This is a genomic window from Ensifer aridi (assembly GCF_002078505.1).
In the GTDB taxonomy this organism is placed as follows: Bacteria; Pseudomonadota; Alphaproteobacteria; order Rhizobiales; family Rhizobiaceae; genus Sinorhizobium; species Sinorhizobium aridi.
The window spans coordinates 313,177-339,372 of the sequence record NZ_LUAV01000012.1; the positions used below are offsets into that span (position 1 = coordinate 313,177).

Sequence of the window (26,196 nt, forward strand, 5' to 3'; positions counted from 1 at the left end):
GGAGAGGGTTAGTCCTCGGGTTAAACCCGAGGAGAGGGGCAGCCTTGACTCACCGCGGCCATCAGGGCCTCATTTCCCCATCACCTCCAACACGCGGTTGGCGGCCGAGACGATCGCCTCCAATGACGCGGCGACGATGTTGGTGTTGATGCCGACACCGAACAGCGTGCCGCCCGGATACTCGACCTCCACATAGGCGATCGCTGCGGCGTTCGAGCCGTGCTGCAGCGAGTGTTCGGAATAATCCGCCACCGAGAGCTCGATGCCGAGATAGATTGAGAGCGCGTTGATGAAGCCGTCGATCGGGCCGGTACCCTTGCCTTCGATGCGCTTGGTCTCGCCCCTGTCGGTGATCTCGGCGGCGACGACGCGCAGGCCCTTGTGCTCGCCCACCGGGTAGGTGTGGTGATCGACGAACTTGATGCGCGCGCCGGGCTGCTCGACATAGCGCTCGATGAAGCGCTGATGGATGCGTTTCGACGGCAGTTCCTTGCCTTCCTCGTCGGTGATGCGCTGGATGTCCTCGCGGAACTCGATCTGCAGGTTGCGCGGCAGGTTGATGCCGTAGTCCTCCTGCAGGATATAAGCGATGCCGCCCTTTCCCGACTGGGAGTTGATGCGGATGATCGCCTCGTAGCTGCGGCCCACGTCGCGCGGATCGATCGGCAGATAGGGCACCTCCCAGATCGGCTTATTGGCCTGCTTTATCGCCTTCATGCCCTTGTTGATCGCATCCTGATGCGATCCGGAGAAAGCGGTGTAGACCAGCTCGCCGACGTAGGGATGCCGTTCCGGAATGACCATCTGGTTCGAATACTCGTAGACCTCCTTGATCCGCTCGATGTCCGAGCAGTCGAGCTTCGGATCGACGCCCTGGGTGAACATGTTCAGCGCCAGCGTCACGACGTCGACATTGCCCGTACGCTCGCCATTGCCGAAGAGCGTGCCTTCGACGCGATCGGCTCCGGCCATGAGGCCGAGCTCGGTAGCGGCGATACCGGTGCCGCGGTCGTTGTGCGGATGCAGCGAGACCAGGAGGTTTTCGCGATTGTCGAGATTGCGGCACATCCACTCGATCTGGTCGGCATAGACGTTCGGCGTCGCCATCTCCACCGTCGAGGGCAAGTTGATGATCAGCTTGTTGTCCGGCGTCGGCCTGACGATCTCGATAACCGCATTGCAGATCTCCAAGGCCACTTCGAGCTCGGTGCCGGTGAAGCTTTCCGGCGAATATTCGAAGCGATAGCCACCGCCGGCCTTCGCCGCCATATCGGTGATCATCTTGGCTGCATCGGTCGCGATCTGCTTGATGCCGGCCACATCCTTGCCGAACACGACACGGCGCTGCAGCTCGCTGGTCGAATTGTAGAAATGCACGATCGGCCTATGCGCACCCTCAAGCGCCTCGAAGGTGCGCGTGATCAGTTCCGGCCGGCACTGCACCAGTACCTGCAGCGATACGTCGGCGGGCACGTTGCCCTCCTCGACGCACCAGCGGGCGAAGTCGAAGTCCGTCTGGGAGGCAGACGGGAAACCGATCTCGATTTCCTTGAAGCCCATGTCCACGAGCAAATGGAACATGCGCGCCTTGCGGTCGTGTCCCATCGGATCGACAAGCGCCTGGTTGCCGTCGCGCAGATCCACCGAGCACCAGATGGGCGCCTTGGTGATCGTCTTGGACGGCCAGGTACGGTCCGGCAGGGTGATCTGCGGATAGGGCTGATATTTCACAGCCGCCTCGGGCATGCCGACCTTGATGGGATGCGATTTCACAATCATGTGCAGCTTCTCTTCGTCACTGGAGCGTAGCTTGCCGCATGCAATAGCCGATCATGAGGGATATTGCGATGGCCGATGCCGCCGGGAGCCACGCCATTTGTTTAAGCGTTTTTTGGGATTTCGAGGAGCATGTGCCGGCAAGGCTTTTCGGCCGCCGGGCGCTCCTCAGCGAACCCGGCAACCGCGAATAAGGCCGAGAAGAAGAAGCGAGGCGAAGGCGCGCGAAGGGGCACGATTGTCATCGTGTCCGGAGAAGATCGCAGCGATCTTGGGTGCGTTCGCCTGAGTCATGGGGAAAGCCTATACACGGCTTCACATGCCGGGGCAAGGTAGGTGACCCGCGGATATTTGCGCCGCCTCAAGTCAAAGGGCACCGGCGCGACCGGTGCCCTTGAGGCTCGATGTCAGATGTCCGCGATGGACGTGATGATCCGCGAGACAAGGCCGTAGGCCTTGGCCTCTTCTGCTCCGAGCCAGTAGTCGCGATCCGTGTCCTTGGCGATCTTCTCGACGGGCTGGCCGGTCGCTTCGGAGAAAATGCGGTTCAGACGCTCATTCATTTTGATGATCTCGCGCGCCTGGATCTCGATGTCGGATGCCATGCCGCGCGTGCCGCCCGACGGTTGGTGCAGCAGGAAACGGGTATTCGGCAGGCAGACGCGCCGCTCCTTCGGCGGTGCGACATAGATGAGCGCGCCCGCGGACGCAACCCAACCGGTGCCGATCGTCCAGACCTTCGGCTTCACGAACTTGATCATGTCGTGGATGCTGTCGCCGGATTCGACATGGCCTCCGGGCGAGTTGACGAAGATGCGGATATCGTCGTCGCTGGCCGCGGAAAGTGCCACGAGCTGCGAGCAGACCTTCTGCGCCAGTTCCTGGTTGATCGTTCCGTAGATGAAGATCGAACGCGACTTGAAAAGATTCGCCTCCGTTTCCTTGCCGAGCGGCAATTCGGCCTTTTTTTCTTCCTGTTCGTCGTCGTTCCGCATTCTCGGACTCCTCATCAAATGCCTTCGAAGTCAGATAATGCGACTCGGCAGCGAAAACAATGCAAACGGAAGGCGAAGAAAGGTTCGAACGGCCGGCGCTTTCGCCATGGTAAATGCGAAAGACCGCCAAATGCCGTATGGACAGACCAGCAAAGCTCAATAAGATCAACGGGTCATCGAAGCGAAAGCGCAAGCTGCAAACGCCTGCGAACCGCTTTTGACCGCGAGAAATAGTTCACGAACCGGCATGATCCCGAACCGTGATCCAGAAGGCAGCCCGCCTCCCGGGCCTTCCGACCAGTGGGGACCAGAATGAAGAAACAGATCCTTATCACCGCAACGGCACTCGGCGCGTCCGCCGCACCCGCCTTCGCCCATATCAGTCCCGCCGAACACGGCTCCCTGATGGCTGGCCTTTCCCATCCGCTTTTCGGCGCCGACCACGTGCTGGCGATGATTGCCGTTGGGCTCTGGGCCGCCCAGATCGGCGGGCGGTCGCTGTGGACCGTGCCGGCTGCCTTTATCGCAATTATGGCGCTCGGCTTCGCCCTTGCCGTCGCGGGCGCTCCCCTGCCCTTCGTCGAGCCGGCGATCCTCGCCTCGGTGGTCGTGCTCGGGCTTGTCGTCGCGATGGCCGCCCGGCTCGACGGGACGGCGGCCACGGCCGTGGTCGCGGTCTTCGCGCTCTTTCATGGCCATGCCCATGGCGGGGAGCTGGGAACGGCTGGCGCCTGGTCCTTTGCCGCAGGCTTCATGACCGCGACCGCTCTTCTGCACATTGCGGGTGTCAGCCTTGGCGTCGGCCTCGCCCGATTTTCGGGCCGAGACATCTTCGCTCGCATTCTCGGTGCTGCGACCGCGGTGGCCGGCGCGGCGTTGATCTTCGGCTGATCACGCGGAAGCTAATCGAAGGGGCGGTGGCAAGCCCCTGCCCCTTCACAAAGGAAATCCCGATGATACTGGTCCGTTCCGCCCTTCCGGATGAGGCGGACGCTCTCGCTCAAATCGGTCTTGCGGCATGGCGCAAGGGCATAAAGCCGCTTGTACCGGTGCATGTTGCGGTGAAGATCGGACAAAGCAATCCGTTCCTGCCGTTCGTGCAAGAACTGAGTTCTCGCGTTCTGGTCGCTGAAATCGACGGAGAACCCGCCGGCCTCGGCGCCTGCGAGCATGCTGACGACACCATCAGCGACGTCTGGGTGGCTCCCGCCTTCGAAGGACGGGGCGCCGCGTCGGCCCTCATAAGGGCGCTCGAATCTCAAATCGCCGATCGGGGATACACGGAAGCTCGAATTCACGTGGCGGCAGCGAATGAACGGGCGCTTCGGCTCTATCAGCATCTCGGCTACCGAATGCTCTGGAGGAAGGTCGCCTTTGATCCCATACTCGAAACCGACCTCGAAAAGATCGGCCTGTCCAAAGCACTTTTAGCCTGATGGTGAGACACCGCCTTGCTCATCATCCCCAGGTCAGCGGATCCAGCCGCAGATAGAAGGCGAGCCGGCCTTCGTCCGGATTGGAGATGCCGTGAATGTCGAAAAGGCAGTCCCGAGCCGCCTGCGCGTCGCCCGGTGCGGTCCAGCTTTCCCGGGCATTTCCCAGAAGAAGCGAAAAATCGACATAGCGATCCGCGGTTCCGAGGCGGCCAAGATCGATGATCCCCGTGCAGCGATGTGTTTCCGGATCGATCATGAAGTTTGGCAGACACGCATCGCCATGGCAGATCGCGAGGTCGCCGGGCTCCTCCGCCAGGCGCTTCGGCAACTCGGTCCTGAGCGCCGCAAGCAGCTCGCTCGCCCGAACGTTCAGATCTCGGGGGCGAGGAAGTCCAGGTTGACTGCATCGCGGGCGACAACGTCGGCGGCACGGTCGAACATCGAAGCGAGGCGCCGCTCGAAGGGGCACGCTTCCGCTGGCAATTCGTGCAGCGCCTTCAACTGCCGCGCGATCGACGGCCATGCTTTCTTGAGGTCGGGGGCGGCGAGCTCGCTTGCCGGCACGCCCGGAATGGCCCTGAGCACGAGACATGCCGCATGCTCTGCCGCGATCCAGTCGTAAACGACTGGCGAGACTATGCGGAACGCCGCAAGCCACGCAATACGATCACGCTCCCCCTCGAGCAGTGCCGCGGCCTTGCCGCTCGCAATTTTGGCATAGGCGGCACCGTCGCTACGGCGATAAACGCGATCGCCGGATTCGCCATGGCGAATCGGCGTCCACTCCCTACCCACGGGTGGCGTCGGGAGCAGCCTTTCGGCGGCAAGATCTCGCTCGCTCATGAAAGCGGCCTAGGCAAGCGCCATCACCCGCGGCCGCGATAGGTCGGCACACCTTGGTCCGGCAACCAGACGCCTTCGGGCGGATTGCCCGTCTGCCAGAAGACGTCGATAGGGATGCCGCCGCGCGGATACCAATAGGCACCGATCCGCAGCCACTTCGGCGAAAGCAGCGACACCAGCCGCTTGGCGATTTCGATCGTGCAATCCTCGTGGAAAGCGCCGTGGTTGCGGAAGGAATGCAGAAACAGCTTGAGCGACTTCGATTCGACCAACCAACCATCCGGCACATAGTCGATGACGATGTGGGCGAAGTCCGGCTGTCCGGTCATCGGGCAGAGAGAAGTGAATTCCGGGGCGGTGAAGCGGACGACGAAACCCGTGCCGGCGTGGCTGCTCGGAACCCTTTCGAGCACCGCCTCCTCCGGGCTTTGCGGCAGATCGACCTTTGCCCCGAGCTGTGAAAGTCCTGATACGTCTGTCTTCGTCATTTCCGTGATGCTCCACTGCTGACCTTGACGCGCACACCGTGCGCCTTTTCGCCTTCCGGCTCGACATGGATGGCGATCCTCGCGCCCGGATGAACGGCGCGGATGGCGTCCTCTATGCGGTCGCATATATCATGCGCATCGCCCACCGGCATCGCCTCCGGCACGACCATGTGAAAGTCCACGAAAGTCGCAGGCCCCGCCTGCCGCGTCTTGAGGTCATGAACGCCCAGCGATCCGCCGGCATTAGCGGCGATCGCCTGCTTGATCGCCTCTTCCTCCTCCGCCGGGACGGCCTTGTCCATCAGCCCGTCGATCGAACGCGAGATCACTTTCCAGCCCTGCAACAGGATATTGCCGGCGACGACAATCGCGAGCAGAGGGTCAAGCACTGCGTAGCCGGTGGCGATGGCAAGAAGAAGGCCGACGAGCACGCCAGCGGAGGTTACGACGTCAGAGAGAATATGATGCCCATCGGCGCTCAGGGCCGGAGAGCGATGCACCCTTCCCGACCGGATCAGCACATAGGCCCAGATCGCGTTGACAATGCCGGCGCCGAAATTGATCGCAAGACCGAGGGCCGGTGCGTTCAAGAGCCGCGGCGCCATCATCTCGGGTATCGCCTCACTTAGGATCAGCAGTGCGGCCACAACAATCAGCACGCCTTCGATGACGGCGGAAAAATACTCCGCCTTGTGATGCCCGAACGGGTGACCGGCATCGGCAGGCTTCGCCGCGTAGCCGATCATCGCATAAGCGATTACCGCGGCAATCACATTGACGATCGACTCCAGCCCATCCGACAACAGCGCCACGGAACCGGTCACCCACCAGGCGAGCATCTTCAGCGCCATCACACCGAGCGATAGCGGTATGCCCCAGAAGGCGAGCCTCAGGACTGTTCGATTGTCGGACGCGGTCATCTTCATTCCTCGTGCAGATGCAAACGAGTTGCAAATGCATGCCCATTCAAACGCAAAACCGCCCGCGCGGGTTTTCGCGCAGGCGGATTTTCGTGAACCATATGGGCAATAACGACCGTCTTGTCAAAGGGGCTTGTCGCCGATCTGCATTCTCGTTCCCGCAAGCAGCCGTGAAGCCAGGTGTCAGGCCGCCTTGACTTTCGCTCGCTTGGCAAGATGCGCCACCACGTTCTCGATCATCCGCATGCCGGCGTCGCCGCCAAGCGTCATGATCGATTCCGGATGGAACTGCACGGCCGCCACCGGCTCCTTCATGTGCTCGATGCCCATGATCGTGCCGTCCTCGCTTTCGGCCGTGATCATGAACTCGCGCGGCAGGCTGGAAGGATCGGCAAAGATCGAGTGGTAACGCCCGACCGTCACTTCCCTGCCGAGGCCCGAGAAGACGATGCCGGGCTCTAGCACGCGGATGCGCGAGGGCTTCCCGTGCATCGGGATCGCGAGCTGACGAAGATCGCCGCCATATGCTTCCGCGAGCGCCTGCAGGCCGAGGCAGACGCCGAAGATCGGCAGGTCGCGCGTCCGCGCCTTCTTGATCGTCGCCTTGCAGTCGAAGTCCTTCGGGGTACCGGGGCCGGGCGAAAGCACGACGAGGTCCGGCTTGACCCGGTCGAAGATGTCCTCGGCGACGGGCGTGCGCACCGTGGTGACCGTCGCTCCCGTCTGGCGGAAATAGTTCGCAAGCGTGTGGACGAAGCTGTCCTCGTGGTCGACAAGCAGGATGTTGACACCGGCGCCGACGGCGGCGACGTCGCGCGCCGGCTTGGCGCTGTTGGCGGATTTCGCGTCGCGGATGGCTGCGATCATGGCGGAGGCCTTCAGTTCGGTTTCGGCTTCTTCTTCTTCCGGACTGGAATCATAGAGAAGCGTCGCGCCCGCCCTCACCTCGGCGATCCCGTCCTTGATGCGGATCGTGCGCAGCGTCAGCCCGGTGTTCATGTCGCCGTTGAAGCCGACCATGCCGATCGCGCCACCGTACCAGGCACGCGGGCTCTTCTCGTGGTTCTCGATGAAGCGCATCGCCCAGAGCTTCGGCGCGCCGGTCACCGTGACTGCCCAAGCGTGACTCAGGAATCCGTCGAAGGCGTCCATGTCGTCGCGCAGCCGCCCTTCGATATGGTCGACTGTGTGGATCAGCCGCGAATACATCTCGATCTGGCGCCGGCCGATCACCTTCACCGAACCCGGCACGCAGACGCGGCTCTTGTCGTTGCGGTCGACGTCCGAACACATGGTGAGCTCGGACTCGTCCTTCTTCGAGTTCAGAAGCTTTAGGATCTGTTCGCTGTCGGCGATCGGATCGTCGCCGCGCTTGATCGTGCCGGAGATCGGGCAGGTCTCGATGCGGCGGCCGGAAACGCGCACGAACATTTCGGGCGAGGCGCCGACGAGATATTCCTGGTTGCCGAGATTAATGAAAAAGGAATAGGGCGACGGGTTGATGGCCTTCAGCCGGTTCGATATCTCCGAAGGCCGGCTCTCGCAGCGCTCATAGAACTTCTGGCCCGGCACGACTTCGAAGAGATCGCCGCGGCGGAAGCTCTCCTTGGCCTTGACGACGAGTTCGGCATATTCGCCTGGACGGTGGTCGCCATGCGGCGGGATACTGTCGCCCATCCGGAACGGCCCGGGAGCTATATCCGCCGCCTTGCCCTCGGTCGAAAGCCCTTCCTTGCCGAAATCGTAACGGTCGATCCAGGCCTTGGCCGCATAGTGATCGACGACCAGGATTTCGTCCGGCAGGAAGAGGACCATATCGCGCTGATCGTCGGGGCGCTTCAGCTTCAGTTCGATCGCGTCGAACTGAAAGGCGAGATCGTAGCCGAAGGCGCCGTAGAGACCGAGGCTCGAATCCTCCTCCGAGTGGAAGAGGTTCGTCACTGCGCGCAGAACCGTGAAGACCGTCGGCATCTTCGACCGCTCTTCCTCGGTGAAAACACGATCGGGCTCGTTGACAGTGAGGTCGAGCCGGCGGGCAGTGATGGTGCCGAGGGTAATGTCGGCAACGGTCTTCAGATGCTCGGCAATCAGCGCCAGCAGCACCTCGCCGCGGCCGTTATAAGCTTCGATCCAGAGCGAGCGACCGAAGGAGGAGATGGCAAGCGGCGGGTCGACGACGGCTGTGTCCCAGCGGGTGTAGCGGCCGGGATATTCGTAATTGGAGGAGAAGACCGCGCCACGCCGCTCGTCGAGCTTGTCGACATAACCGGCGATCGCGTCGGCGTAGGAGGCGTCGCGCCGCCTGCGGGTAACGACGATGCCGCCCTTCGTGGTGTAACTCTCCGAGCCGTCTTCCAGAATTACCGTTGCCATTCATCTCGCTCCGTAAAAGCCCAGTCTTTCCGCGCGGCCAGAATACGAAAAAAGCCGCCTCGAAATCTCCGGGCGGCTTCATGTCTCAATCACGCATGACTGGTCAAGGCCGCCTCAGCGAGCCCACCACCAGATCGAAATGTTCTGCGTGTTTGCCATGGGCGAAAGTGTTAGCGTGCCTTGCGGGTCTTAGCAAGCGGGAAAAGACGGTGGAAGCGGCGGCTGGCGAGAGCCGCCCTTTCGCTTGATGGGATGTACCGAACCGCTCAGAAGCGCTGCGTCAGCGAGATCTTGAAGGTCCGGCCCGGCTCGGAATAATAGTCCCGCGGCTGGGTGAACGCGTTCTGCGTGTTCACCGCATCCCAATAGGTCTTGTCGAAGACGTTGTAGACGCCGGCATTCACCCTCAGCCCCGGCATCTGTTCCGGTTGCCACCAGCCGGTGACGTCCAAGATGCCGTAGCCCGGAGCCTTGAAAGTGTTGGTCGACTTGTCCGAAACGGCCATCGCAGCCGTCAGGATGACGTCGGTTCCCCAGGTTTCCGTGGCATAGCCGACACCGAGAACTCCCTTCAGCGGAGGCACTGAACCCAGCGCCTCGTCGGTGTCCAGATCCCTGCCATAGGCATAGGCGAGCGCGGTGCGCACATGGACGCCGTTGGCGAAAACTTTGTGGCCTGACACTTCCACCCCGTGAATGGAGACGTTGGCGCGGTTGATCGCCTCGGTTATTCCGAGCGGATAGGTGAACGTCGGATCCGCATAGTTGATCCGGTCAATGAAGTTCTTGTACCTGTTATAGAATGCACTGACGCGGCCGCCGAACTCCTCGTCGCCGAGGTTCGCCCCGACCTCGAAGCCGTGGCTCGTTTCGGGCTTCAGATCGGGATTGCCGATCTGCAAATAGCTGCCCGGCGCGCCGTAATTCAGATAGAGTTCCTCGGCGGTCGGCGGCCGGAAAGCCATCGCCCATTGGGCGAAAAGCTCGACCTGTTCGGCTGCCTGATACGTCGCAAGCAGCTTCGGTGACAGGGCATAGTCGCTCTGGCCGGGCGGCAGGCCGTCATAGTTGGGATTGCGCATATAAGCGGCGGTGTTCTCAGGCGAATAATCGTACCAGTCGAAACGGAGGCCCGGCGTCAGCGCGAACAGGCCATCGCCGATCGAGATGCGATCCTGCAGGTAGATGCCGAACTTCTTGCTGTCGACGTCGGGGCTGTCCGACTGGTTCGTATGCAGGAAGTTGCAGGTAGGGCTCGGCGTTGTGTCGCAGCTATCCTCACCCGAGGAATATTGATGGAGTTTCCCGAGGGCAAAGTCGCCGCCAAGCGTAACCTTGTGCTGCAGGAAACCGGTATCGAAGAACTTATCGACATAGCCGCTGGCGCCGAAACTTTCCTCCTCGGCTTCGTTGAGCCGTGAATACTCGCCGATGACCGACGTGCTGCGGTAGGCATCGATACCGTTTTCCCTAAACAGCCTCTGCCAATAGACAACGGCCGAGGCGCTGTCGAACCAAGCGCCATCGTCAACGGCCTCGAAATCATAGTCGAGCGACAGGCGCTCGCGCCGGGTGTTGTCGAGCTTGTCGTAGTTGCCTGGCCGGTAATTGCCGGTGAGGCTTTGGCCGGACATGAAATCGATATCCTTGTCGCGATCGAAGCGCTCGGCAGTGAAGCCGAAAGTATGGCCGCTATCGGTGTATTGCCGGACCTTGAACAGAAGGTTGTTCTGGTCGTAGTCGGCCGGGTCAGCCTCGGTACGCGTCGTGAAATAGCCGCCGACGTCGCCATTGCTTTCCCGTTCGTGCCCTTTCTTATAGCCGCCCTGGAACAGCACGGCCGTGTTGTCGTAGCGTGCTGCAACGGCGGCGGAGCCGCCGAGGCTATCGTCTTCGCCGTCATAGGCGAATTTGAATATGCCGCCCCAGGTCCTGCCTTCGCCGATCAGGTCCTCCGGCTCAAGGGTGCGCAGGACCACCGCTCCCCCGAGCGCGCCGCCGCCAGCCCGGCTGGAATCGGCGCCGCGCACGATATCGATCGTAGAGAGCGCTGCGAAATCGAAGCTGTCGATGCCGCCATCTGCATCGCGCGCGCCGTCATCGAGGAAGGGGATCGGAATGCCATCGATCGTCGTCAGCACGCGAGCGCCCTCAAGACCGCGAATGTTGACGCTGCCGCTCGTGCGGTTGAAGTTCACACCGGGCTCGAGGCTTCTGCCCAGATCCTCGAAACTCGATATCTGGTTGTTGTCGAGTTCTTCTTCGGTGACCCGCTCGGCGAGCGGCGTGTCGGCCACGCCTTCCTTCTCTTCACCCTTGACGGTCAGCTTCTTCAGCGCCGTCACGCGCCCCTGTTTATCTGCGGCGGCGGCCGCCTCGTCTGCCGATTGCGCGTAAGAAATCGTTGTTCCAGCTAGGGTGAATGCCGTGCACGCCAAAAGCGCCAGGCGATGATGCCGGTTGAGCATGGACCAGTCCTTTGAGATGTTGGCCGGGCTTGCTGTTGAGCGGCGAACTCAAGGGCTGGCTGGGCAGGCGTCGGGAATTGGGAAGACGGACTTGTCGCCGCCTTCTTTAGGCCACATAAAAAACATGAGTGTAAAAGTCAATATATATTGAGGGGTGGGGCCGACACAGTTTTCCGACGATCGAAGGCCTCGTCCTCAGTTTCAGCACATTTTGAAACAGGATTGTTTCTTCGCGCGTTTCGCCGTTCTGGCCGCCACCGCATCCTGCCTTAAATCGAAATCGATCTAAGGACGGAGGCATGCAGCGGTTCGAAGTGTTACAGCGATCTTTTTGCGCGTCTGTTCAGAAGCGCGGCGCTGTACGGAATAGGAGGACCTGCATGCGCCGCGTTGCCGGAATGTTACTGCTCTCCACCTTCGTCCTTGCAGGAGCGACCCTGCCGATGGAGGGACCGCTACCGGTACCGAGGCCCGCAACGGATGGCGATCAGCCAACGCCAACGCCGCGGCCCGCGGTACCGCGCGCGAATGATGAGAACGGCGAGGGCGAGATCAACGCCCGGAGTGGGCGAGAGCTACCCCCGGGCTGGAAAGATGATGCTCTCGATGCCGTGCCGGTCGTCGAGATCGAGAAGGAAGACCCGCAAGCCTATGCGTCCTGTCTCTCCGCGCTCAGGTCGCTCGGCAGCACTTTTGCCGAGGCCGACCGCATCGATGACGGCAAGGGCTGCGGCATCGACAAGCCGATCGATGTCGATGCCATACTGCCGGACGTGGCCCTGAAGCCTGACGGCATGATGCGCTGCGAAACGGCCTTGGCGCTTGCTCGCTGGACCAAGGAGACCGCCACTCCGGCCGCCAAAGCTGCTTTCGGACCCGACACCCGCATTGCCGCCCTGAACCAGGCCTCCACCTATGTCTGTCGCCTGAGGAACAACGGCACCACCGGCAAGATCTCCGAGCACGCCCGCGGCAATGCAGTCGACATCGCCTCCTTCACTCTCGCGGACGGCAAGATCATCGAGATTCAGCCGCGGGATGAAGATGGCACGATGGCCGGCGCGTTCCAGCGAGCGGTCACGGCCTCTGCCTGCCTCTACTTCACAACGGTGCTCGACCCGGGCAGCGATGAGGCACATGAAGACCACCTGCATCTCGACGTCATCGAGCGGAAAAACGGGTATCGCTATTGCCGATAGGGCGCGATGGGCCGCGGAACTCCCTCATCCGCCTGCTAGCACCTTCTCCCTGCAAGCGGGGTGAAGGAAACGCCCCAAGTCCCTCGCAGTGGTCGGAAATGTCGCCAGCCTCGATTGAAACCATCGGCGATCGGCACGATCTATGGGGCGGCACAACGGCGACAAGCCGAAAGTGTTCCGTGTCGCTTGACTGCAATCGCCCGTCTACTCGAGGAGCAATTCCATGCCGCTGACCATGTACACGCTTTCCGTGCCGGCCTTCACCCGTGGCTTTTCCGCCCTCAGCGGCATTCTCGACAAAGCAGAGACCTTCGCCTCGCAGGCCGGCCTTCCGCTTGCCGAGCTCTTCGATGCAAGGCTTGCGCCTGACATGCTGCCGCTGGCGGGCCAGATTCAGCGGGCAAGCGACACGAGCAAGAACGCCATTGCGCGGCTGACGACACTTGACGTGCCGCGCTTTCCGGATGAGGAACGGACCTTTGCCGACTTGCGTGAGCGCATCGCCAAGACGGTTGCATTCTTGGAGACGGTGACCCCCGATGACCTCGACGGCAGCGAGACGCGCGAAGTGACGCTCAGCTTCCCAAGCTTCAAGACGACGCTCAGCGGCGAGGATTACCTCACGAAGTTCGTCCTGCCGAACTTCTACTTCCACGTCACCACCGCCTACGCCATCCTCCGCCACAAGGGCGTGCCGATCGGCAAAGCCGACTATATCGTCGGCCTCGGCTGAAACGCGACGGCGAGACTCTTGATGCGGATGGAGACACCCCCCTCTGCCCTACCGGGCATCTCCCCCACAAGGGGGGAGATCGAAGGAGGCACCGCTGTGCACCATTGCGGCCTCTGTTTGTACGGTTGCCTCGTCGAAGGAGAGGAAGCGGGGAGCGCGCATCTTGCCAATCTCCCCCCTTGGGAGATGCCCGGCAGGGCAGAGGGGGGTGCCACCCGAAGCAGTTTGGAGATGCCATTTCTCGTGATAGCCGGTCGTTGCCGCAACAGTCAGTTTCGAGCTCGCGCTGACCGTACCTAAAGGCTTCAGAACAATCCCTCAATCAGCCCCTGCTCATTGAGACGGATGCGCTCCGAAGACGGCGCCTTCGGCAGGCCCGGCATCGTCATGATTTCGCCCGTGACGACGACGATAAAGCCGGCGCCGGCCGCAAGCCGCACCTCGCGGATCGGCACGGCGTGGCCGGTCGGCGCGCCGCGCAGGTTCGGATCGGTGGAGAAGGAGTATTGCGTCTTCGCCACACAGATCGGCAGGTGGCCGTAACCCTGATCCTCCCAGGTCCTGAGCTGGTCCCGCACCACCTTGTCGGCGATGACCTCGCTCGCGCGATAGATGTCCTTCGCGATCGTCTCGATCTTATGGAAGAGCGGCATGTCGTCCGGATAAAGCGGCGAGAACTGCGAATGGCCCGCATTGGCGAGGTCGACGACCTTGTGCGCGAGCTCTTCGATCCCGGCCGAGCCTTCGGCCCAATGCTTGCAGAGGACCGCCTCGGATCCGAGCGTTCTGACATAGTCCTTGATCGCCTGAATCTCGGCCTCCGTGTCGGAGGTGAAATGATTGATCGCGACCAGCACCGGCACGCCGAATTTCTTGACGTTCTGGACGTGCCGGCCGAGGTTGGCGCATCCCTTCCTCAGCCCATCGAGATTCTCGCGCCCCAGATCCTCCTTCTTGACGCCACCATTCATCTTGATCGCCCTCACGGTCGCGACGATAACGGCGGCATCCGGCTTGAGGCCGGCCTTGCGGCACTTGATGTCGAAGAATTTCTCCGCGCCGAGATCGGCTCCGAAGCCCGCCTCGGTCACCACATAGTCGGCGAGCTTCAACGCGGTCGCCGTCGCCACCACGGAATTGCAGCCATGGGCGATGTTGGCGAAGGGCCCGCCGTGGACAAAGGCCGGATTGTTCTCGAGCGTCTGCACGAGGTTCGGCTGCATAGCATCCTTCAGGAGGACGGCCATCGCCCCGTCGGCCTTGATGTCGCGGGCATAGACCGGGCTCTTGTCGCGCCGGTAACCGATGATGATGTTGCCGAGACGCTTTTCGAGATCGTGAATGTCCATTGCGAGACACAGGATTGCCATCACCTCCGAGGCGACGGTGATGTCGAATCCCGTCTCGCGCGGGTAGCCGTTGGCGACGCCGCCCAGCGAGCCGATGATCTGGCGCAGCGCCCGGTCGTTCATGTCCATCACTCGCCGCCAGGCGATGCGGCGGATGTCGATCGCCTGCTCGTTGCCCCAATAGATGTGGTTGTCGATCAGCGCCGCGAGCAGGTTATGCGCCGCGGTGACGGCGTGGAAATCACCGGTGAAATGAAGGTTGATGTCCTCCATCGGCACGACCTGGGCATAGCCGCCGCCCGCCGCGCCGCCCTTGATGCCGAAGCACGGTCCGAGCGAGGCTTCGCGGATGCAGACGATCGTCTTCTTGCCGATGCGGTTGAGACCATCGCCAAGACCGACCGTGGTCGTCGTCTTGCCCTCGCCGGCCGGTGTCGGGTTGATCGACGTCACGAGGATGAGGCGGCCGTTTCTCTTTTCCTTCTGCGCCGCGATGAACTCCGCGCTCACCTTCGCCTTGTCGTGGCCGTAGGGAAGCAGGTGCTCCGGCGGAATACCGAGCTTGGCGCCTATCTCCATGATCGGCTTCTTCTTCGCGGCGCGCGCGATCTCGATGTCCGATTTCACCTCCCCCATGGCTCCCCCCTTTTTTGATTTGCGCACCTCACCTCCCGCGGGGTGCGCCGCATCCGTCTCTGTGGGCTTTTATATTCCCGCCGTCAGCGCGCGAGAATGTCGCGCATCTCCACGATATTGGACCTGACGCGAAGGATATAGAAGCCCATGGTGGCAAGATGCGTCGGCATGATCCAGCCATCCTCGCGGCCATTCGAGATGATGAGCGGTTGAATGCGCAATGCCGCGCGAAGCTGCCTCAGGGTTTCCGTATAGATCGGCGTCAGACCGCGTTGCGTGACGACATTCTCGAAGTCCGCGCCGGCCGCCGTCAGAATCCCGTAATAGCCGTAGAGCTGGCCGAAGGCGAACCAGAAGCGATCGTCGGCCCTTGTGTCGAACCAGCCGCCGTTGTGGAATTCCGAACGCTCGCGGATGATCGCCGACGTATTGCCGAGATCGTTGGCGATGCGGTCGAGGAACTCCACCATGTTGTCGGACCGGCCGTCGAAGATCGCCTCGCATTTGCCGAGCGACACGTTGAACTTCCGGAAATCGCGCATCGCCGCCCGATAGAAGCTCGGCGTCGGAGTCTTCGGGCCGAAAGGATTGAGGCCGAAATACCAGGTCTCCTCGTCGAACTGGATGTTGCCGCGCGCGCTCTGCAGATCGTTATTTACGCCGGACGTGCCGCGAACGCGACCGAGCGAATCGACGAGCTCGACCGCAGTGCGGCGAACCGCCTGATTGACGCCGCGCTGGAACGACGCCTTGTTGTCGAGCCACGGCGTATCGTCCCAATCGAGCCCGAAGAGGCCGAGCTTGTAGGCGAGCATCGAGGATATCCAGGCATTCTGATTGACATTGAGATCGATCAGATCGGCCGCGACATCGACGATGGCCGAGGTCTGGCAAACCGTTCCAGCCGGAAGCTGCGCCACTGCAAGAGCCTCCGTCGTATTGTCCGTGCCCGACGGATCGGCCACGGCAGCCTGGCTGGCGGTTGCGGCAGCACCGGATTGTCCCGTCGTCGCGCCGGGGCCGCTGACCGGCGAGCCGGCCGGCGTCTTGCGCTCGGCAAGCTTGTAGCGATCGACGTAATCCGGGTCGAAATTGGTCCAAGCCTGCGTCTGCCAGACGAAGTAACCATAGAAGAGGACGAGCCCCAGGAGGATCAGCGCGATCGGCCCTTTGATGACCCAGCTACGGGCCCGGTACCAATTGCCGAGCACGACGAAAGGCCAGAGAAGCCACGCCACCGCCAGCCCGATGCCACGGCCGATCGCCGTAAAAACACGCTGGAAGAACGCAACGATCGGATCGAACATTTTCTATTCCTCTGTGAGACCGTAGAGCTTGTGGCGGAAGGCGGCCTTGTCCCTGAGATATGTGTCGGTCAGGGTCGCAACAACATACTCGCGGAACTTTTCGCTGTAGCGCTCGTAGGACTCATAGAAGCCCTGCTTGTCGAAGACGAAGCGCGAGACGAAATCGCGGGGGGTGAGTTGCGATATCAGGCGGTTGACCAGCCATTGATCCGGATGCCGCGGCGCCGCCCGGACCAGCAGGAAACGATTTTCCGGCGCCACCTCCTGCATGCTGATCGTGCCCGTCGCCGCGATCGCCCGCGACATTTCCTGAAGGAAGGAATAGATCCCATCGCGCGTGACGAGTGCCGCATTGCGGTGGATCCAGGTCTGCAGCCATATCCGGTCGGCATTCATCAGATCGGCGTTCGGATCAACCTCGTTGATGAGGCCGCGGACGACCATGTCCGCCCGATGCTGGAACAGGCCGGATTCCTGCACCCAGGATGCCTGCGGCAGTTGCAAGCGATTTGTCGTCGCCAGGAAATCGTAGATGCGGGCGTAATCGGTGATAGCGATATAGCTCACTTGCCACGGCCTGGACCGCCGGAAGCCCGGAACCGAGGGATCGCAGATCACCGTCGTCGTCTTCTCGTCCAGGAAAACGTAAACGCCGCCGAAGTGATTGGCCCAGTAGGCCTCATGCCGGAAGACGAGTTCTTCCGGGACGAGCGCGTTCTGCCGGATGTCGCCGGTCGTCTTGGCGAGTTCCACCATCCGCTCGAGCATCGCATCATCGGCCCAGGCATTAGGCACCTTCTTCAGCCGGTCTATCAGTTCACGAAGCTCCGTCGCCTTGCCGAGCATGTCCTCGGCGGAGAGCACCCGGAAGCGCACTTCGTTGATCGACAGGAGATCGTCGATGTCCTCGATGACGGACACCGAGTCCTCGATCTCGCCATAGAGCGCGTCCTTGATCGTGACCGCGTTGATCGCGCGACTGTTGGCGTTGAAGAATTCATGCATCAGCGCCGCGGTATTGGAAAAGCTCGTGTGAACGACCGGCAGTTCCGCCTGCGCGGGCGTCAGGATGATGAAGCGCCGATTGACCCGGTTCGGGTCGAGATAATCGCGGTCCCCCAGTTCCTCGGCGATTTCCGGCGAGAAGCCGGTCATGTCGATGCTGAAGCGTTCAAGCGCCGTCGGTCTGAGGCCGAAACCTTCCAGCGCCTTGTTGTAGCGTGCAATAAGGTGCGGCTCGGAAATGTCGAGCAGCCGTCCGTAGATGAGTTCCGCTTCGAGGAGGCGCTTCATGCGGCGGTATTCTCTTTGATCATCCCTGCCACCTGCCCTCGCGCTTCATCGTCTCGATCTCGCGGATCGCCTTCTCGCGCTGGCGCTCGCGGCGGATGATGTCGGCGACTGCGGCATCGTCGGACTTGTCGGTGTAGCGGAATTCGCTGTCGGCATAGCGGTTGATTTCCTGCAGCACCATCTCGATCGTGATCGGCCCGCGCAGTTCCTCGATCATCGCCTTCTTCTCGTCGTAGGACTTGTGCATGAAGGAGCCCGCATCCCTGAACCAGACGTCGGGCAATTCGACGTCCATGGCGCGCATCTTGATCGCGTCGGTGATATTCCTGATCGCCCGGCCGGTGAAGCGGGGTTCCGCCTCCTTGATCATGTGCAGATAGGCGCCGACGTCCGCAAGCGTGGCGATCTTGCCCTTCTCCTTCTCGTAGCGCTCCCAGACGACGAGCAACCCCTCCTCCTGCGGCCGCGCATGCGCAGAGTAGGATTGAGAGACGGCCCGCTTGATCTCCTGTCCGGCATAAAGTTCGTGTTGCCCAAGCGGAATCTTGTGGTTCTTGCCGACGAGCAGCGCGAAGATGTCGATGTAGTCCGCCTCCGTCTGCGGCCCGTCGACCAGCCAACGCGCGCCGGCCCGCTGGCGCAGCGCATCGTCCACATTCTCCGGGTGGTTCGAGAACATGCCGAAAGTGCAGTTGCCACGCACGACGGTCGAGGCGCCGGCGAAACTCTCCATCAGCACCGCCGTCACCTCGTGCTGGCCGGCCGACGCGCGGTCATCGGAGCGTTTCGCCGCCACCTGGTCGACGTCGTCGATCGTGCCGAAGCCGATCGCCCGCGGGTTCATCACATTGTTGACGAACTCCTTGCAGTTCTGACCCGACTTGCCCTGATAGGACGAAATCTGGTCGACACCGAAGTTCTCGTAATGGAAGGAGTAGCCAGCGACACTGCAATAGTCGTGGAGCATGCCGGCAAGCATCTGGATCAGGATCGTCTTGCCGGTGCCGGGCATGCCGTCGCCGATGAAGGTGAAGAGGAAGCCGCCGAGTTCGACGAACGGATTCATCTGCCGGTCGAAGTCGTAGGCCATCAGCATCTTCGCAAGCTTCAGCGCCTGATGCTTGGCGATGTGGTTGCCGATGATCTCCTCGGGCTTCTTGAAGGTCATGACCAGAGGTTTGCGCTTCTGCCCGGGCGCGACGTCGAAACCGTTCAGCGTGAAGTCATCCTGGTCGAGCCGGATATGGACGTTCTCGAAATTCTGCAGCCCGGTGAAGCGGCCCTTGCGGGCGATCAGGCCCTCGATCGCAACCCGGGAAAAGGCCCGGGCCCGCGCGGTGAGCGCAAGGTCGTCCGGCGCGCCGGCGATGGCGCGATCGAGCCCAGCGACCATGCTTTTCAGCGCGTCCTGGGGCGTGTCGAAAAGGAAATCCGGTTCTGCGGCATCGTCGACCGGTTCCCCCTCCCCCTGCAGCGTCCCGCCGATATAGGCGGCAAGCGTGAAGGCGGCGATATAGGCCGATGCCGATAGCAGCGCCTTGAAGTGGCCCGCATCCTCGCCCGTCAACGGTGCGCTTACATTGCGCGCCTGCAGCTGCTCGAGGCTCGTCTGCCGCGCGAAGACATCGGCAACAGCGAGCGCCACCTGGATGCCGCGCCGGGTGCGGTAGAGGACGGCATGCTGCGCCGGCGAAAGCAGCGGATCGGCGCCGCGCACGGCCTGAACGGTGCGGGCGAGTTCGACCTCATGCGTGCGGCGCTGGCCGCCGGTCGACACGGTCGATACGAAACGCCTGCCGGTACCGGCGATCGGTGCGCCTGCGGGGGCGTCGGCCCGCTCGAGAACAACCAGCTTGGTGACGAGGCTCTGCGCGACCGCCTGATGCTTGGCGATCTCGTCCTCGTGCAGCGTCGTGAGGCCCGCATTCAACGTCATGGTTCAAACCTCGCTCACCACCTGGTTGCCGGAAATGACATGCACCTTGTAATCGCCGAAGACTTGGGCCGCCTCGCCGGCGGCATAAAGGGCCTGATAGGCGTCATGTGGCACCAATGCGTGTTTCTCGTAGGCACTGACGCCCATGCGCGCCGCCTCGAGATTGGCCGTGTCGATATGGAATTCCTCCTGAGCCGGAGTGGTCGACCAGAAGCCGCTTTTCGCCGGCCGTTCCGCCTTGGAGAAAACCTCCTGCACTGTCCAGGTCAGGAGCCAGGCATTTTCGGTCTTGCGCACCCTCGATAGAATATCGTTGATCCTGGCATTGTTCTCCGTGATGCCGGCCGAATAGAAGGGGCCGAGCACGATGCGGCGAAGCTGCTTCGGATGCAGTTCCGGCAAATCCTTGTCGAGATTGGTGGCGATCGTCACCGGCGTCAGCGAATAGGCGCTGTTCTTCGAGGCGAAATCGTCGAAGCGACTTGCAAGCTCGGGATTGAGCAGCCCTCCGACCGGAAGCGGGATCTCCACGTCAGGGTTGAGCTTGCCGTCTTCGGTGACCAGCATCTCGACGATGTTGTCCGAAGAGTCCTCGATCGTCGCCATGTAGACCATGGGCAGCGTCTGGCTGCCGTCGAAGGCGCCCCAGGAAACGACGTAATAGGGCCGCATCGTCTTCGGATTGACGGCGACCCGGATCGTCTCCGGCAGAACGAAGGGCGAGAAGATTTCGCCCTTGCCGATCTGCTCCAGGTAGAGCCTCTCCGCCATGCGGGCCTGCAGTGCCTCCGGAAAAGCCTTCTGCCGCAGGATGAAGTCCACCATTTCCTCGCGCAGCGCATCGGCGGAAGGGATGCTCGCCAGTCGCTTCTCCGCGCTCTGCCGGTCGTTTTCGAGCTCCAGGACGTTCTGGAAAACCGGGAACCCGCTCTCCGCACGCGAGATACGAAAATGCTCGACAAAGCCGATGCGATTTTCCCAGCAGGCGATCGAGGCCTTCAGCCGGGTAAGATAGGGAACGATGACCTCACCGATGACCGTGTTGCGGTAGAGCGGCGAATTGCGGTCGCCGAGAAAGAGTTCAAGCCCCGCCAGAGCGGCCCGGATGGAAGTGAAATACTGCCTGACGGCTGGAGATACGGCGGTATTCATCAAAACCCCTCCGGCAAGTGCCGAAAGGCGGTCGGAAAGCTGGTCATCGCCGGCTTACCGATCACTGCTTCACGTAGTTTGCGGCATTGTGCTTGTCCATCACCGCCTGGAAGCGACGGGCAAAGGCGTCGTCGGCCAATTTCTTGCGCCGCTGGATATCCTGCGTCGCGAGCATGTTCTTTTCATGCATCTCGAGCAGGTCGCCGATATGGCGCTGCGCAGCCGCACCGATCCCCGCCATCGTCTCCTCGGCCGCGGTGTCGACCTGGCTGCCGAGCGTGTTGATCTTATGGGCGACGTCCTGCTGCGCCGCCGTCTTCAGCGAGTCTTCGAGCGCCTTGTAGAGCACGATGCGCTGTTCGGTATCGATTGTCAGCTTGTTGATCAGCGTGTTCTGCGCGGCGATCTGGTTGTTGAGCGAATCGACGAAGGTCTGGAACATCGCGGTGTAGCGTTCGAGCGTCTGGCTCTCGGCGAGCAGTTCCTGCTCCTTCGCCTGCTTCTCGTTGTATTCGGTGGCAAGCTGCGAGCGCTCGCCCTCCAGCTCCGTGCGCGTCTTCTGGTCGGTCGAGGCGGCGATCCGGTTCTCGATGTCGAGCAGCAGCGGATTGAGCTCCTCGATGCGCTTCTGCGTTTCTTCGAGCGCCGCCATCGTGCCCTTGCGGCGCCCGATCACCTGGATGAGGCTCTGCTCGGAGGTCTTGTAGCGCTGGTCGAGGATCGACCTCTGGTCCTTGAGGATGCCGACGATGGTGTCGGATTTCGAAAGCAGTTCCTGCAGGTTGCCGGCGAGCGACATGTTGCGCACCCGGTCGGTGCGCATGCGCTGCATCTTCTGCTTGGAGAAGAAGCCGACGAATTTCTCGTAGCCGGTATAGCTCTTCATGCTCTCGAATTCGGCGCCGAAGACATTGGTGGCATCTTCCAGCCCGATGATCAGATCGGCGATGTTGGCTTCCATCACCTTCTGCTGCTGGATCACGTCCTGAATGCGGGCATTCTCGATATCGAAATTGACGTCACCGAGCTTGGTGTCCGCCTTGGCGAATTGTTCGAGGACGACGCCCGACTGCTCGAGCTTGCCGCGCATCTCCTTGACGACGCTCCTGGTCCTCTCGATCTCCGCGTCAAAATTCTGAAGCGTCGCCATTCCCCTTCTCCCTCTCTTCGGCAGGCTCTTGCAAGCCGAATTATTCAGCCCTCGATTGCAGTTATATAAAGGATGTTTAGAACGTTACGACAAGGGTGATCATAGGCTTTTTCGCCCGCGAGGCCAGGTGGCTTATGGGCCCTATCGGGCACAGGGCGATCCCGGTCGTTATGCGCCGTCGCCTCGCGCGTCGACCGCCGCGGTACTCTGGCAGCCTTCACGCATCCGGTCTTCCCAATGGCGCCGGCAATAGGACACGTATTTCTCGTTGCCGCCGACATCCACCTGCGCCCCTTCGCGCACGACCTTGCCGTCTCCGCCGAGGCGCACGACCATGGTCGCTTTTCGTCCGCAATGGCAGATCGTCCTGACTTCGCGCAACTCGTCCGCGATCGCAAGCAGGGCCATGGAGCCGGGGAAGAGCTTGCCCTGGAAATCCGTCCTCAGCCCATAGGCCATCACCGGTATGCCGAGGCGGTCCGCAACGCGCGCGAGTTGCCACACCTGCGCTTCGCCGAGAAACTGCGCCTCGTCGACGAAGACACAGGCAATGTCCCCGGATCCATCGGCGTTCAGCCGCTCGATCAGGCCGTAGAGATCGTCCCCGTCGCGGAAGGGAACCGCATCCGACTGCAGTCCGATGCGTGACGCGATGCAGCCCATGCCGGCGCGGTCATCGAAGGCGGCGATCAGCATCACGACGCGCATACCGCGCTCCTGATAGTTGTAGGCTGCCTGCAGGAGCATCGTGCTTTTGCCCGCATTCATCGTCGCATAGCTGAAATAGAGTTTGGCCATGATCCCGTCTCCGGCGTCGTAGTTTGCGCTAAATGACCGGGGTTGCATCCGTTGGCCAGAGCATGTCGGCGCGACCCACAGAATTTCGAAGGGGAAACAGGCATTCCGGCCCAGCGCCGCCGGCAGCCGCGCGGCGCTTTGAGGACAGCATTTCGTGGGCTTTGCGACATTCGGCGTCGCTTTGTGCACCCCCTTGGCGGATTGAGGCAATACACTCCCCTCGATGCCAAGGCCTTGAATTCGGGGCGCATTGGTGTTTGGCTAAAAAAAGAACACAGGCAGGGGAACGCAACGATGATAAGGACCTTCTCAATCAAGTTCATGCTGGCGGGCGCCGTCTGTATGGCCCTGACCGCGGGTAGTGCGCTCGCAGCCGAACCGGAAAGCTGCAGCACCGTTCGCTTCTCCGACGTCGGCTGGACGGACATCACCGCGACGACGGCGACGGCAACGACGATCCTCAAGGCATTGGGCTATCAGACGGACGTCAAGGTCCTATCCGTGCCGGTCACCTACACCTCCCTGAAAAACAAGGACATCGACGTCTTCCTCGGCAACTGGATGCCGACGATGGAGGCCGACATTGCGCCCTATCGCGAGGACAAGTCCGTCGAGACCGTGCGTGAGAACCTCGAGGGCGCGAAGTACACGCTCGCGACCAATGCCAAGGGCGCAGAGCTCGGCATCAAGGACTTCAAGGATATCGCCGCCCACAAGGACGAGCTCGAGGGCAAGATCTACGGGATTGAGCCCGGCAATGACGGCAACCGGCTGATCATCGACATGGTCGAAAAAGGCACCTTCGGCCTGAAAGGCTTCGAAGTCGTCGAATCCTCCGAACAGGGCATGCTGGCGCAGGTCGCCCGTGCCGAGAAGGACGGCGAACCGATCGTCTTTCTTGGCTGGGAGCCGCATCCGATGAACGCGAACTTCAAGCTGACCTATCTCTCCGGCGGCGATGACATCTTCGGCCCGAACTACGGCGGCGCTACGGTGCACACCAATGTGCGTGCCGGTTACACGACCGAATGCCCCAATGTCGGCAAGCTGCTCCAGAATCTGAAGTTCTCGCTGCAGATGGAGAACGAGATCATGGGCAAGATCCTGAACGACGGAGAAGATCCGGAGAAGGCGGCGGCCGCATGGCTCAAGGCCAATCCGGCCACGCTCGAGCCTTGGCTCGCCGGGGTCACGACCAAGGATGGCGGAGACGGAATGGCTGCGGTCAAGACCGCTCTCGGTCTCTGATCGGCTGCACCGCCATGCGTCTGGCACGGACGCTCAAATGTCGCTGTAGCACTTTGAATTGCTGCATGTTTCGCCTTTGCGTCGACTCCGTTCAAGAACATGCAGCGAGGGCGGGGAAGCACCCCGCCTTTTTCCACCGCTCCGTGCGATCCAGTGTTTGACCCCTGACAAGAGGGATTCAATTCCGTGGAATTTCTGACTGAAAACCGCATCCCGATCGGCGGCTGGGCCAAGGCGTTCGTCGACTGGCTGACCACGAATTTCGAGCTGTTTTTCGACCAGCTCGCAAATCTGCTTTCGGCGATCATTTCCGTTCTGCTCTACATCCTGCAAACGCCACATCCGCTCATCGTCGTCGCTGTGGTGACCGCATTGGCGTGGTGGTTCCGCCGCTCCATCGGAATTGCGGCTTTCACCTGTCTTGGGCTGCTCTTGATCGTCAACCAGGGCTACTGGAAAGAGACCACCGAGACGCTGGCGCTTGTGCTCGCAGCGACCTTCGTCAGCATGGCGGTCGGTGTCCCGCTCGGCATCGTCGCTGCGCGTCGCGCCTGGATCTACTCGATCATGCGCCCGATCCTGGATCTGATGCAGACGATTCCGACCTTCGTCTATCTCATTCCGGCGCTGATCCTTTTCGGCCTCGGCATGGTGCCCGGGCTGATTGCGACCGTCATTTTCGCCATTCCCGCCCCCATTCGCCTGACGCGTCTCGGCATCATTTCGACGCCGCCGTCGCTGGTGGAGGCGGCCGAGTCCTTTGGGGCAACACCGTGGCAGGTGCTGCGCAAAGTGGAACTGCCCTTTGCGATGCCGCAGATCATGGCGGGCCTCACCCAGACGATCATGCTGTCGCTCTCGATGGTGGTCATCGCGGCTCTCGTCGGTGCCGACGGTCTTGGCGTTCCGGTCCTCAGGGCGCTGAACACGGTCAATATTGCCAGGGGTTTCGAATCCGGCCTCTGCATCGTCATCCTCGCCATCGTTCTCGACCGCCTGTTCCGCTCGTCCGATGAAGGAGAAGGCGCATGATCGACGCCGTCGTTTTCAAGAATGTCGACATCATCTTCGGCAAGAATCCGCAAGCCGCCCTGCAGATGGTCGACCAAGGCAAGACGCGCGACGAGATCGGCGCAGCAACGGGCCTGGTGCTCGGCGTCGCCGGCGCCTCGCTCACCATCAACGAGGGCGAGATCCTGGTGCTGATGGGCCTTTCCGGCTCGGGCAAGTCGACGCTGCTCAGGGCCGTCAACGGCCTTGCGCCGGTGGTGCGCGGCGAAGTCGAGGTGAAGACCTCGAGCGGATCGCTGAACCCCTATCGCTGCAACGCGAAATCCCTGCGCGATTTCCGCATGCATACCGTCTCGATGGTGTTTCAGCAGTTCGCGCTCCTGCCGTGGCGCACGGTGGCGGATAATGTCGGCTTCGGACTTGAGCTGGCCGGTGTCTCGGACGCCGAGCGAAAGAAGCGTGTCGGCGAGCAGCTCGACCTCGTCAACCTGACGAAATGGGCGGACCGCAAGGTCAACGAACTCTCGGGCGGCATGCAGCAGCGCGTCGGCCTTGCCCGGGCGTTTGCCACCGGCGCGCCGATCCTGCTGATGGACGAACCGTTCTCGGCTCTCGATCCGCTGATCCGCACTCGTCTGCAGGACGAGCTGCTCGAATTCCAGCGGCGGCTGAAGAAGACGATCATCTTCGTCAGCCACGACCTCGACGAGGCCTTCCGCATCGGCAATCGCATCGCGATCATGGAAGGCGGGCGGATCATCCAATGCGGAACGCCGCAGGAAATCGTGAAGAGCCCAGCGAACCAGTATGTCGCCGATTTCGTCCAGCACATGAACCCGATAACCATGCTGACGGCGAAGGACGTGATGCGAATCGGCGTCGAGCGGGCGGCCAGCGCCGGTGTGACGGCAACCGCCAAACCGACGACGCCGCTCGTGGAGATCCTCGACGCCATGTCCCGCCAGCCCGGCAGCATCGGCGTCGTCGACAACGGCTCGGTGGTCGGCACGATCGACGCGCAGAACATCGTCGAAGGGCTGACGCGCCATCGCAGCAAAGGTTGACGCGGCACGCCAAGCGGCCAA

At 61.9% G+C, this 26,196-nt stretch carries 22 protein-coding genes and 1 pseudogene; 8 read left to right on the forward strand and 15 right to left on the reverse strand.

Annotation, left to right across the window (positions count from 1 at the left end; genetic code table 11):
• Nucleotides 1-69: 69 nt before the first annotated feature.
• The gene (gene leuA, locus AYK65_RS11615) at nucleotides 70-1,779 is read right to left on the reverse strand and encodes a 2-isopropylmalate synthase (protein ID WP_026617969.1); all 1,710 of its coding nucleotides are present in this window, start codon (nucleotides 1,777-1,779) and stop codon (nucleotides 70-72) included.
• Between the two features lie 68 nt (nucleotides 1,780-1,847).
• On the opposite strand from leuA, the gene AYK65_RS33465 reads away from it, so the two are divergent.
• Nucleotides 1,848-1,970 carry a hypothetical protein gene (locus AYK65_RS33465; protein ID WP_267885988.1) on the forward strand — a complete coding sequence of 41 codons (123 nt, stop codon included), beginning with the start codon at nucleotides 1,848-1,850 and terminating at the stop codon, nucleotides 1,968-1,970.
• A 213-nt stretch (nucleotides 1,971-2,183) separates the two neighbouring features.
• Here the strand turns inward: AYK65_RS33465 and AYK65_RS11620 are convergent, their stop codons facing one another.
• Nucleotides 2,184-2,771 (reverse strand): ATP-dependent Clp protease proteolytic subunit, encoded by a 588-nt coding sequence (locus tag AYK65_RS11620; protein ID WP_081158428.1) that lies wholly within the window; start codon nucleotides 2,769-2,771, stop codon nucleotides 2,184-2,186.
• A gap of 312 nt (nucleotides 2,772-3,083) precedes the next feature.
• Between AYK65_RS11620 and AYK65_RS11625 the strand changes: the two genes are divergently transcribed.
• A complete protein-coding gene (locus AYK65_RS11625) occupies nucleotides 3,084-3,662 on the forward strand; it encodes a HupE/UreJ family protein (protein ID WP_081158430.1) in 579 nt (192 codons plus the stop codon).
• A 62-nt stretch (nucleotides 3,663-3,724) separates the two neighbouring features.
• Nucleotides 3,725-4,207, forward strand: a complete 483-nt coding sequence (locus tag AYK65_RS11630; protein WP_026617972.1) for a GNAT family N-acetyltransferase — start codon at nucleotides 3,725-3,727, stop codon at nucleotides 4,205-4,207.
• A gap of 22 nt (nucleotides 4,208-4,229) precedes the next feature.
• Here AYK65_RS11630 and AYK65_RS33830 read toward each other — a convergent pair.
• The 6 genes and pseudogenes from AYK65_RS33830 to AYK65_RS11655 form a co-directional block, all read right to left on the reverse strand.
• A pseudogene (locus AYK65_RS33830) lies at nucleotides 4,230-5,050 on the reverse strand (APH(3'') family aminoglycoside O-phosphotransferase).
• A 23-nt stretch (nucleotides 5,051-5,073) separates the two neighbouring features.
• Entirely contained in the window at nucleotides 5,074-5,538 is a 465-nt protein-coding gene (queF, locus tag AYK65_RS11640; RefSeq protein WP_046118603.1) for a preQ(1) synthase, read from the reverse strand.
• The gene (locus tag AYK65_RS11645) at nucleotides 5,535-6,458 is read right to left on the reverse strand and encodes a cation diffusion facilitator family transporter (RefSeq protein WP_026617975.1); all 924 of its coding nucleotides are present in this window, start codon (nucleotides 6,456-6,458) and stop codon (nucleotides 5,535-5,537) included. The genes queF and AYK65_RS11645 overlap by 4 nt, the downstream gene beginning before the upstream one ends.
• A gap of 183 nt (nucleotides 6,459-6,641) precedes the next feature.
• On the reverse strand, nucleotides 6,642-8,831 hold the full coding sequence (locus AYK65_RS11650) for an anthranilate synthase (protein ID WP_081158432.1): 2,190 nt from the start codon (nucleotides 8,829-8,831) through the stop codon (nucleotides 6,642-6,644).
• 114 nt (nucleotides 8,832-8,945) lie between these two features.
• Complete coding sequence (gene trpLE, locus AYK65_RS32730; protein ID WP_178385068.1) at nucleotides 8,946-8,990, reverse strand: trpE operon leader peptide TrpLE; 45 nt, start codon at nucleotides 8,988-8,990, stop codon at nucleotides 8,946-8,948.
• Between the two features lie 107 nt (nucleotides 8,991-9,097).
• On the reverse strand, nucleotides 9,098-11,299 hold the full coding sequence (locus AYK65_RS11655; RefSeq protein WP_081158434.1) for a TonB-dependent hemoglobin/transferrin/lactoferrin family receptor: 2,202 nt from the start codon (nucleotides 11,297-11,299) through the stop codon (nucleotides 9,098-9,100).
• A 380-nt stretch (nucleotides 11,300-11,679) separates the two neighbouring features.
• Here AYK65_RS11655 and AYK65_RS11660 point away from each other — a divergent pair, with 380 nt between their 5' ends.
• Together AYK65_RS11660 and AYK65_RS11665 are read left to right on the forward strand one after the other, a co-directional pair.
• Nucleotides 11,680-12,498, forward strand: coding sequence for an extensin-like domain-containing protein (locus AYK65_RS11660; RefSeq protein ID WP_026617978.1), 819 nt, complete (start codon nucleotides 11,680-11,682; stop codon nucleotides 12,496-12,498).
• A gap of 223 nt (nucleotides 12,499-12,721) precedes the next feature.
• Nucleotides 12,722-13,231 carry a DUF1993 domain-containing protein gene (locus AYK65_RS11665; protein WP_046118600.1) on the forward strand — a complete coding sequence of 170 codons (510 nt, stop codon included), beginning with the start codon at nucleotides 12,722-12,724 and terminating at the stop codon, nucleotides 13,229-13,231.
• 305 nt (nucleotides 13,232-13,536) lie between these two features.
• Here AYK65_RS11665 and AYK65_RS11670 read toward each other — a convergent pair whose 3' ends face one another.
• From AYK65_RS11670 to AYK65_RS11700, 7 genes are all read right to left on the reverse strand, one after another.
• The gene (locus tag AYK65_RS11670; RefSeq protein ID WP_081158436.1) at nucleotides 13,537-15,216 is read right to left on the reverse strand and encodes a formate--tetrahydrofolate ligase; all 1,680 of its coding nucleotides are present in this window, start codon (nucleotides 15,214-15,216) and stop codon (nucleotides 13,537-13,539) included.
• A gap of 83 nt (nucleotides 15,217-15,299) precedes the next feature.
• Nucleotides 15,300-16,523, reverse strand: coding sequence for a DUF2333 family protein (locus AYK65_RS11675; protein ID WP_026617981.1), 1,224 nt, complete (start codon nucleotides 16,521-16,523; stop codon nucleotides 15,300-15,302).
• Nucleotides 16,524-16,526: 3 nt separating this feature from the next.
• On the reverse strand, nucleotides 16,527-17,816 hold the full coding sequence (locus AYK65_RS11680; protein WP_081158438.1) for a DUF6638 family protein: 1,290 nt from the start codon (nucleotides 17,814-17,816) through the stop codon (nucleotides 16,527-16,529).
• Nucleotides 17,817-17,835: 19 nt separating this feature from the next.
• Nucleotides 17,836-19,752, reverse strand: coding sequence for an AAA family ATPase (locus AYK65_RS11685; RefSeq protein WP_081158440.1), 1,917 nt, complete (start codon nucleotides 19,750-19,752; stop codon nucleotides 17,836-17,838).
• A gap of 3 nt (nucleotides 19,753-19,755) precedes the next feature.
• Entirely contained in the window at nucleotides 19,756-20,904 is a 1,149-nt protein-coding gene (locus AYK65_RS11690) for a hypothetical protein (protein WP_081158442.1), read from the reverse strand.
• A 61-nt stretch (nucleotides 20,905-20,965) separates the two neighbouring features.
• Nucleotides 20,966-22,054 carry a coiled-coil domain-containing protein gene (locus AYK65_RS11695; protein WP_081158444.1) on the reverse strand — a complete coding sequence of 363 codons (1,089 nt, stop codon included), beginning with the start codon at nucleotides 22,052-22,054 and terminating at the stop codon, nucleotides 20,966-20,968.
• A 168-nt stretch (nucleotides 22,055-22,222) separates the two neighbouring features.
• Nucleotides 22,223-22,852, reverse strand: a complete 630-nt coding sequence (locus tag AYK65_RS11700; protein WP_081158446.1) for a thymidine kinase — start codon at nucleotides 22,850-22,852, stop codon at nucleotides 22,223-22,225.
• A gap of 294 nt (nucleotides 22,853-23,146) precedes the next feature.
• Here AYK65_RS11700 and AYK65_RS11705 point away from each other — a divergent pair, with 294 nt between their 5' ends.
• The 3 genes from AYK65_RS11705 (at nucleotide 23,147) to choV (ending at nucleotide 26,175) form a co-directional block, all read left to right on the forward strand.
• Nucleotides 23,147-24,100 carry a choline ABC transporter substrate-binding protein gene (locus AYK65_RS11705; RefSeq protein WP_081158448.1) on the forward strand — a complete coding sequence of 318 codons (954 nt, stop codon included), beginning with the start codon at nucleotides 23,147-23,149 and terminating at the stop codon, nucleotides 24,098-24,100.
• Nucleotides 24,101-24,286: 186 nt separating this feature from the next.
• Complete coding sequence (gene choW / locus AYK65_RS11710; protein ID WP_026617988.1) at nucleotides 24,287-25,132, forward strand: choline ABC transporter permease subunit; 846 nt, start codon at nucleotides 24,287-24,289, stop codon at nucleotides 25,130-25,132.
• Entirely contained in the window at nucleotides 25,129-26,175 is a 1,047-nt protein-coding gene (gene choV, locus AYK65_RS11715) for a choline ABC transporter ATP-binding protein (RefSeq protein ID WP_081158451.1), read from the forward strand. Before choW ends, choV begins: the two co-directional genes overlap by 4 nt.
• The last annotated feature ends 21 nt before the right edge of the window (nucleotides 26,176-26,196 follow it).

Bases quoted from the DNA above. Each gene is read 5' to 3' on its own strand.
- leuA (WP_026617969.1), bottom strand. From the start codon at position 1,779: ATGATTGTGAAATCGCATCCCATCAAGGTCGGCATGCCCGAGGCGGCT.
- AYK65_RS33465 (WP_267885988.1), top strand. From the start codon at position 1,848: ATGGCCGATGCCGCCGGGAGCCACGCCATTTGTTTAAGCGTTTTTTGG.
- AYK65_RS11620 (WP_081158428.1), bottom strand. From the start codon at position 2,771: ATGCGGAACGACGACGAACAGGAAGAAAAAAAGGCCGAATTGCCGCTC.
- AYK65_RS11625 (WP_081158430.1), top strand. From the start codon at position 3,084: ATGAAGAAACAGATCCTTATCACCGCAACGGCACTCGGCGCGTCCGCC.
- AYK65_RS11630 (WP_026617972.1), top strand. From the start codon at position 3,725: ATGATACTGGTCCGTTCCGCCCTTCCGGATGAGGCGGACGCTCTCGCT.
- queF (WP_046118603.1), bottom strand. From the start codon at position 5,538: ATGACGAAGACAGACGTATCAGGACTTTCACAGCTCGGGGCAAAGGTC.
- AYK65_RS11645 (WP_026617975.1), bottom strand. From the start codon at position 6,458: ATGACCGCGTCCGACAATCGAACAGTCCTGAGGCTCGCCTTCTGGGGC.
- AYK65_RS11650 (WP_081158432.1), bottom strand. From the start codon at position 8,831: ATGGCAACGGTAATTCTGGAAGACGGCTCGGAGAGTTACACCACGAAG.
- AYK65_RS11655 (WP_081158434.1), bottom strand. From the start codon at position 11,299: ATGCTCAACCGGCATCATCGCCTGGCGCTTTTGGCGTGCACGGCATTC.
- AYK65_RS11660 (WP_026617978.1), top strand. From the start codon at position 11,680: ATGCGCCGCGTTGCCGGAATGTTACTGCTCTCCACCTTCGTCCTTGCA.
- AYK65_RS11665 (WP_046118600.1), top strand. From the start codon at position 12,722: ATGCCGCTGACCATGTACACGCTTTCCGTGCCGGCCTTCACCCGTGGC.
- AYK65_RS11670 (WP_081158436.1), bottom strand. From the start codon at position 15,216: ATGGGGGAGGTGAAATCGGACATCGAGATCGCGCGCGCCGCGAAGAAG.
- AYK65_RS11675 (WP_026617981.1), bottom strand. From the start codon at position 16,523: ATGTTCGATCCGATCGTTGCGTTCTTCCAGCGTGTTTTTACGGCGATC.
- AYK65_RS11680 (WP_081158438.1), bottom strand. From the start codon at position 17,816: ATGAAGCGCCTCCTCGAAGCGGAACTCATCTACGGACGGCTGCTCGAC.
- AYK65_RS11685 (WP_081158440.1), bottom strand. From the start codon at position 19,752: ATGACGTTGAATGCGGGCCTCACGACGCTGCACGAGGACGAGATCGCC.
- AYK65_RS11690 (WP_081158442.1), bottom strand. From the start codon at position 20,904: ATGAATACCGCCGTATCTCCAGCCGTCAGGCAGTATTTCACTTCCATC.
- AYK65_RS11695 (WP_081158444.1), bottom strand. From the start codon at position 22,054: ATGGCGACGCTTCAGAATTTTGACGCGGAGATCGAGAGGACCAGGAGC.
- AYK65_RS11700 (WP_081158446.1), bottom strand. From the start codon at position 22,852: ATGGCCAAACTCTATTTCAGCTATGCGACGATGAATGCGGGCAAAAGC.
- AYK65_RS11705 (WP_081158448.1), top strand. From the start codon at position 23,147: ATGATAAGGACCTTCTCAATCAAGTTCATGCTGGCGGGCGCCGTCTGT.
- choV (WP_081158451.1), top strand. From the start codon at position 25,129: ATGATCGACGCCGTCGTTTTCAAGAATGTCGACATCATCTTCGGCAAG.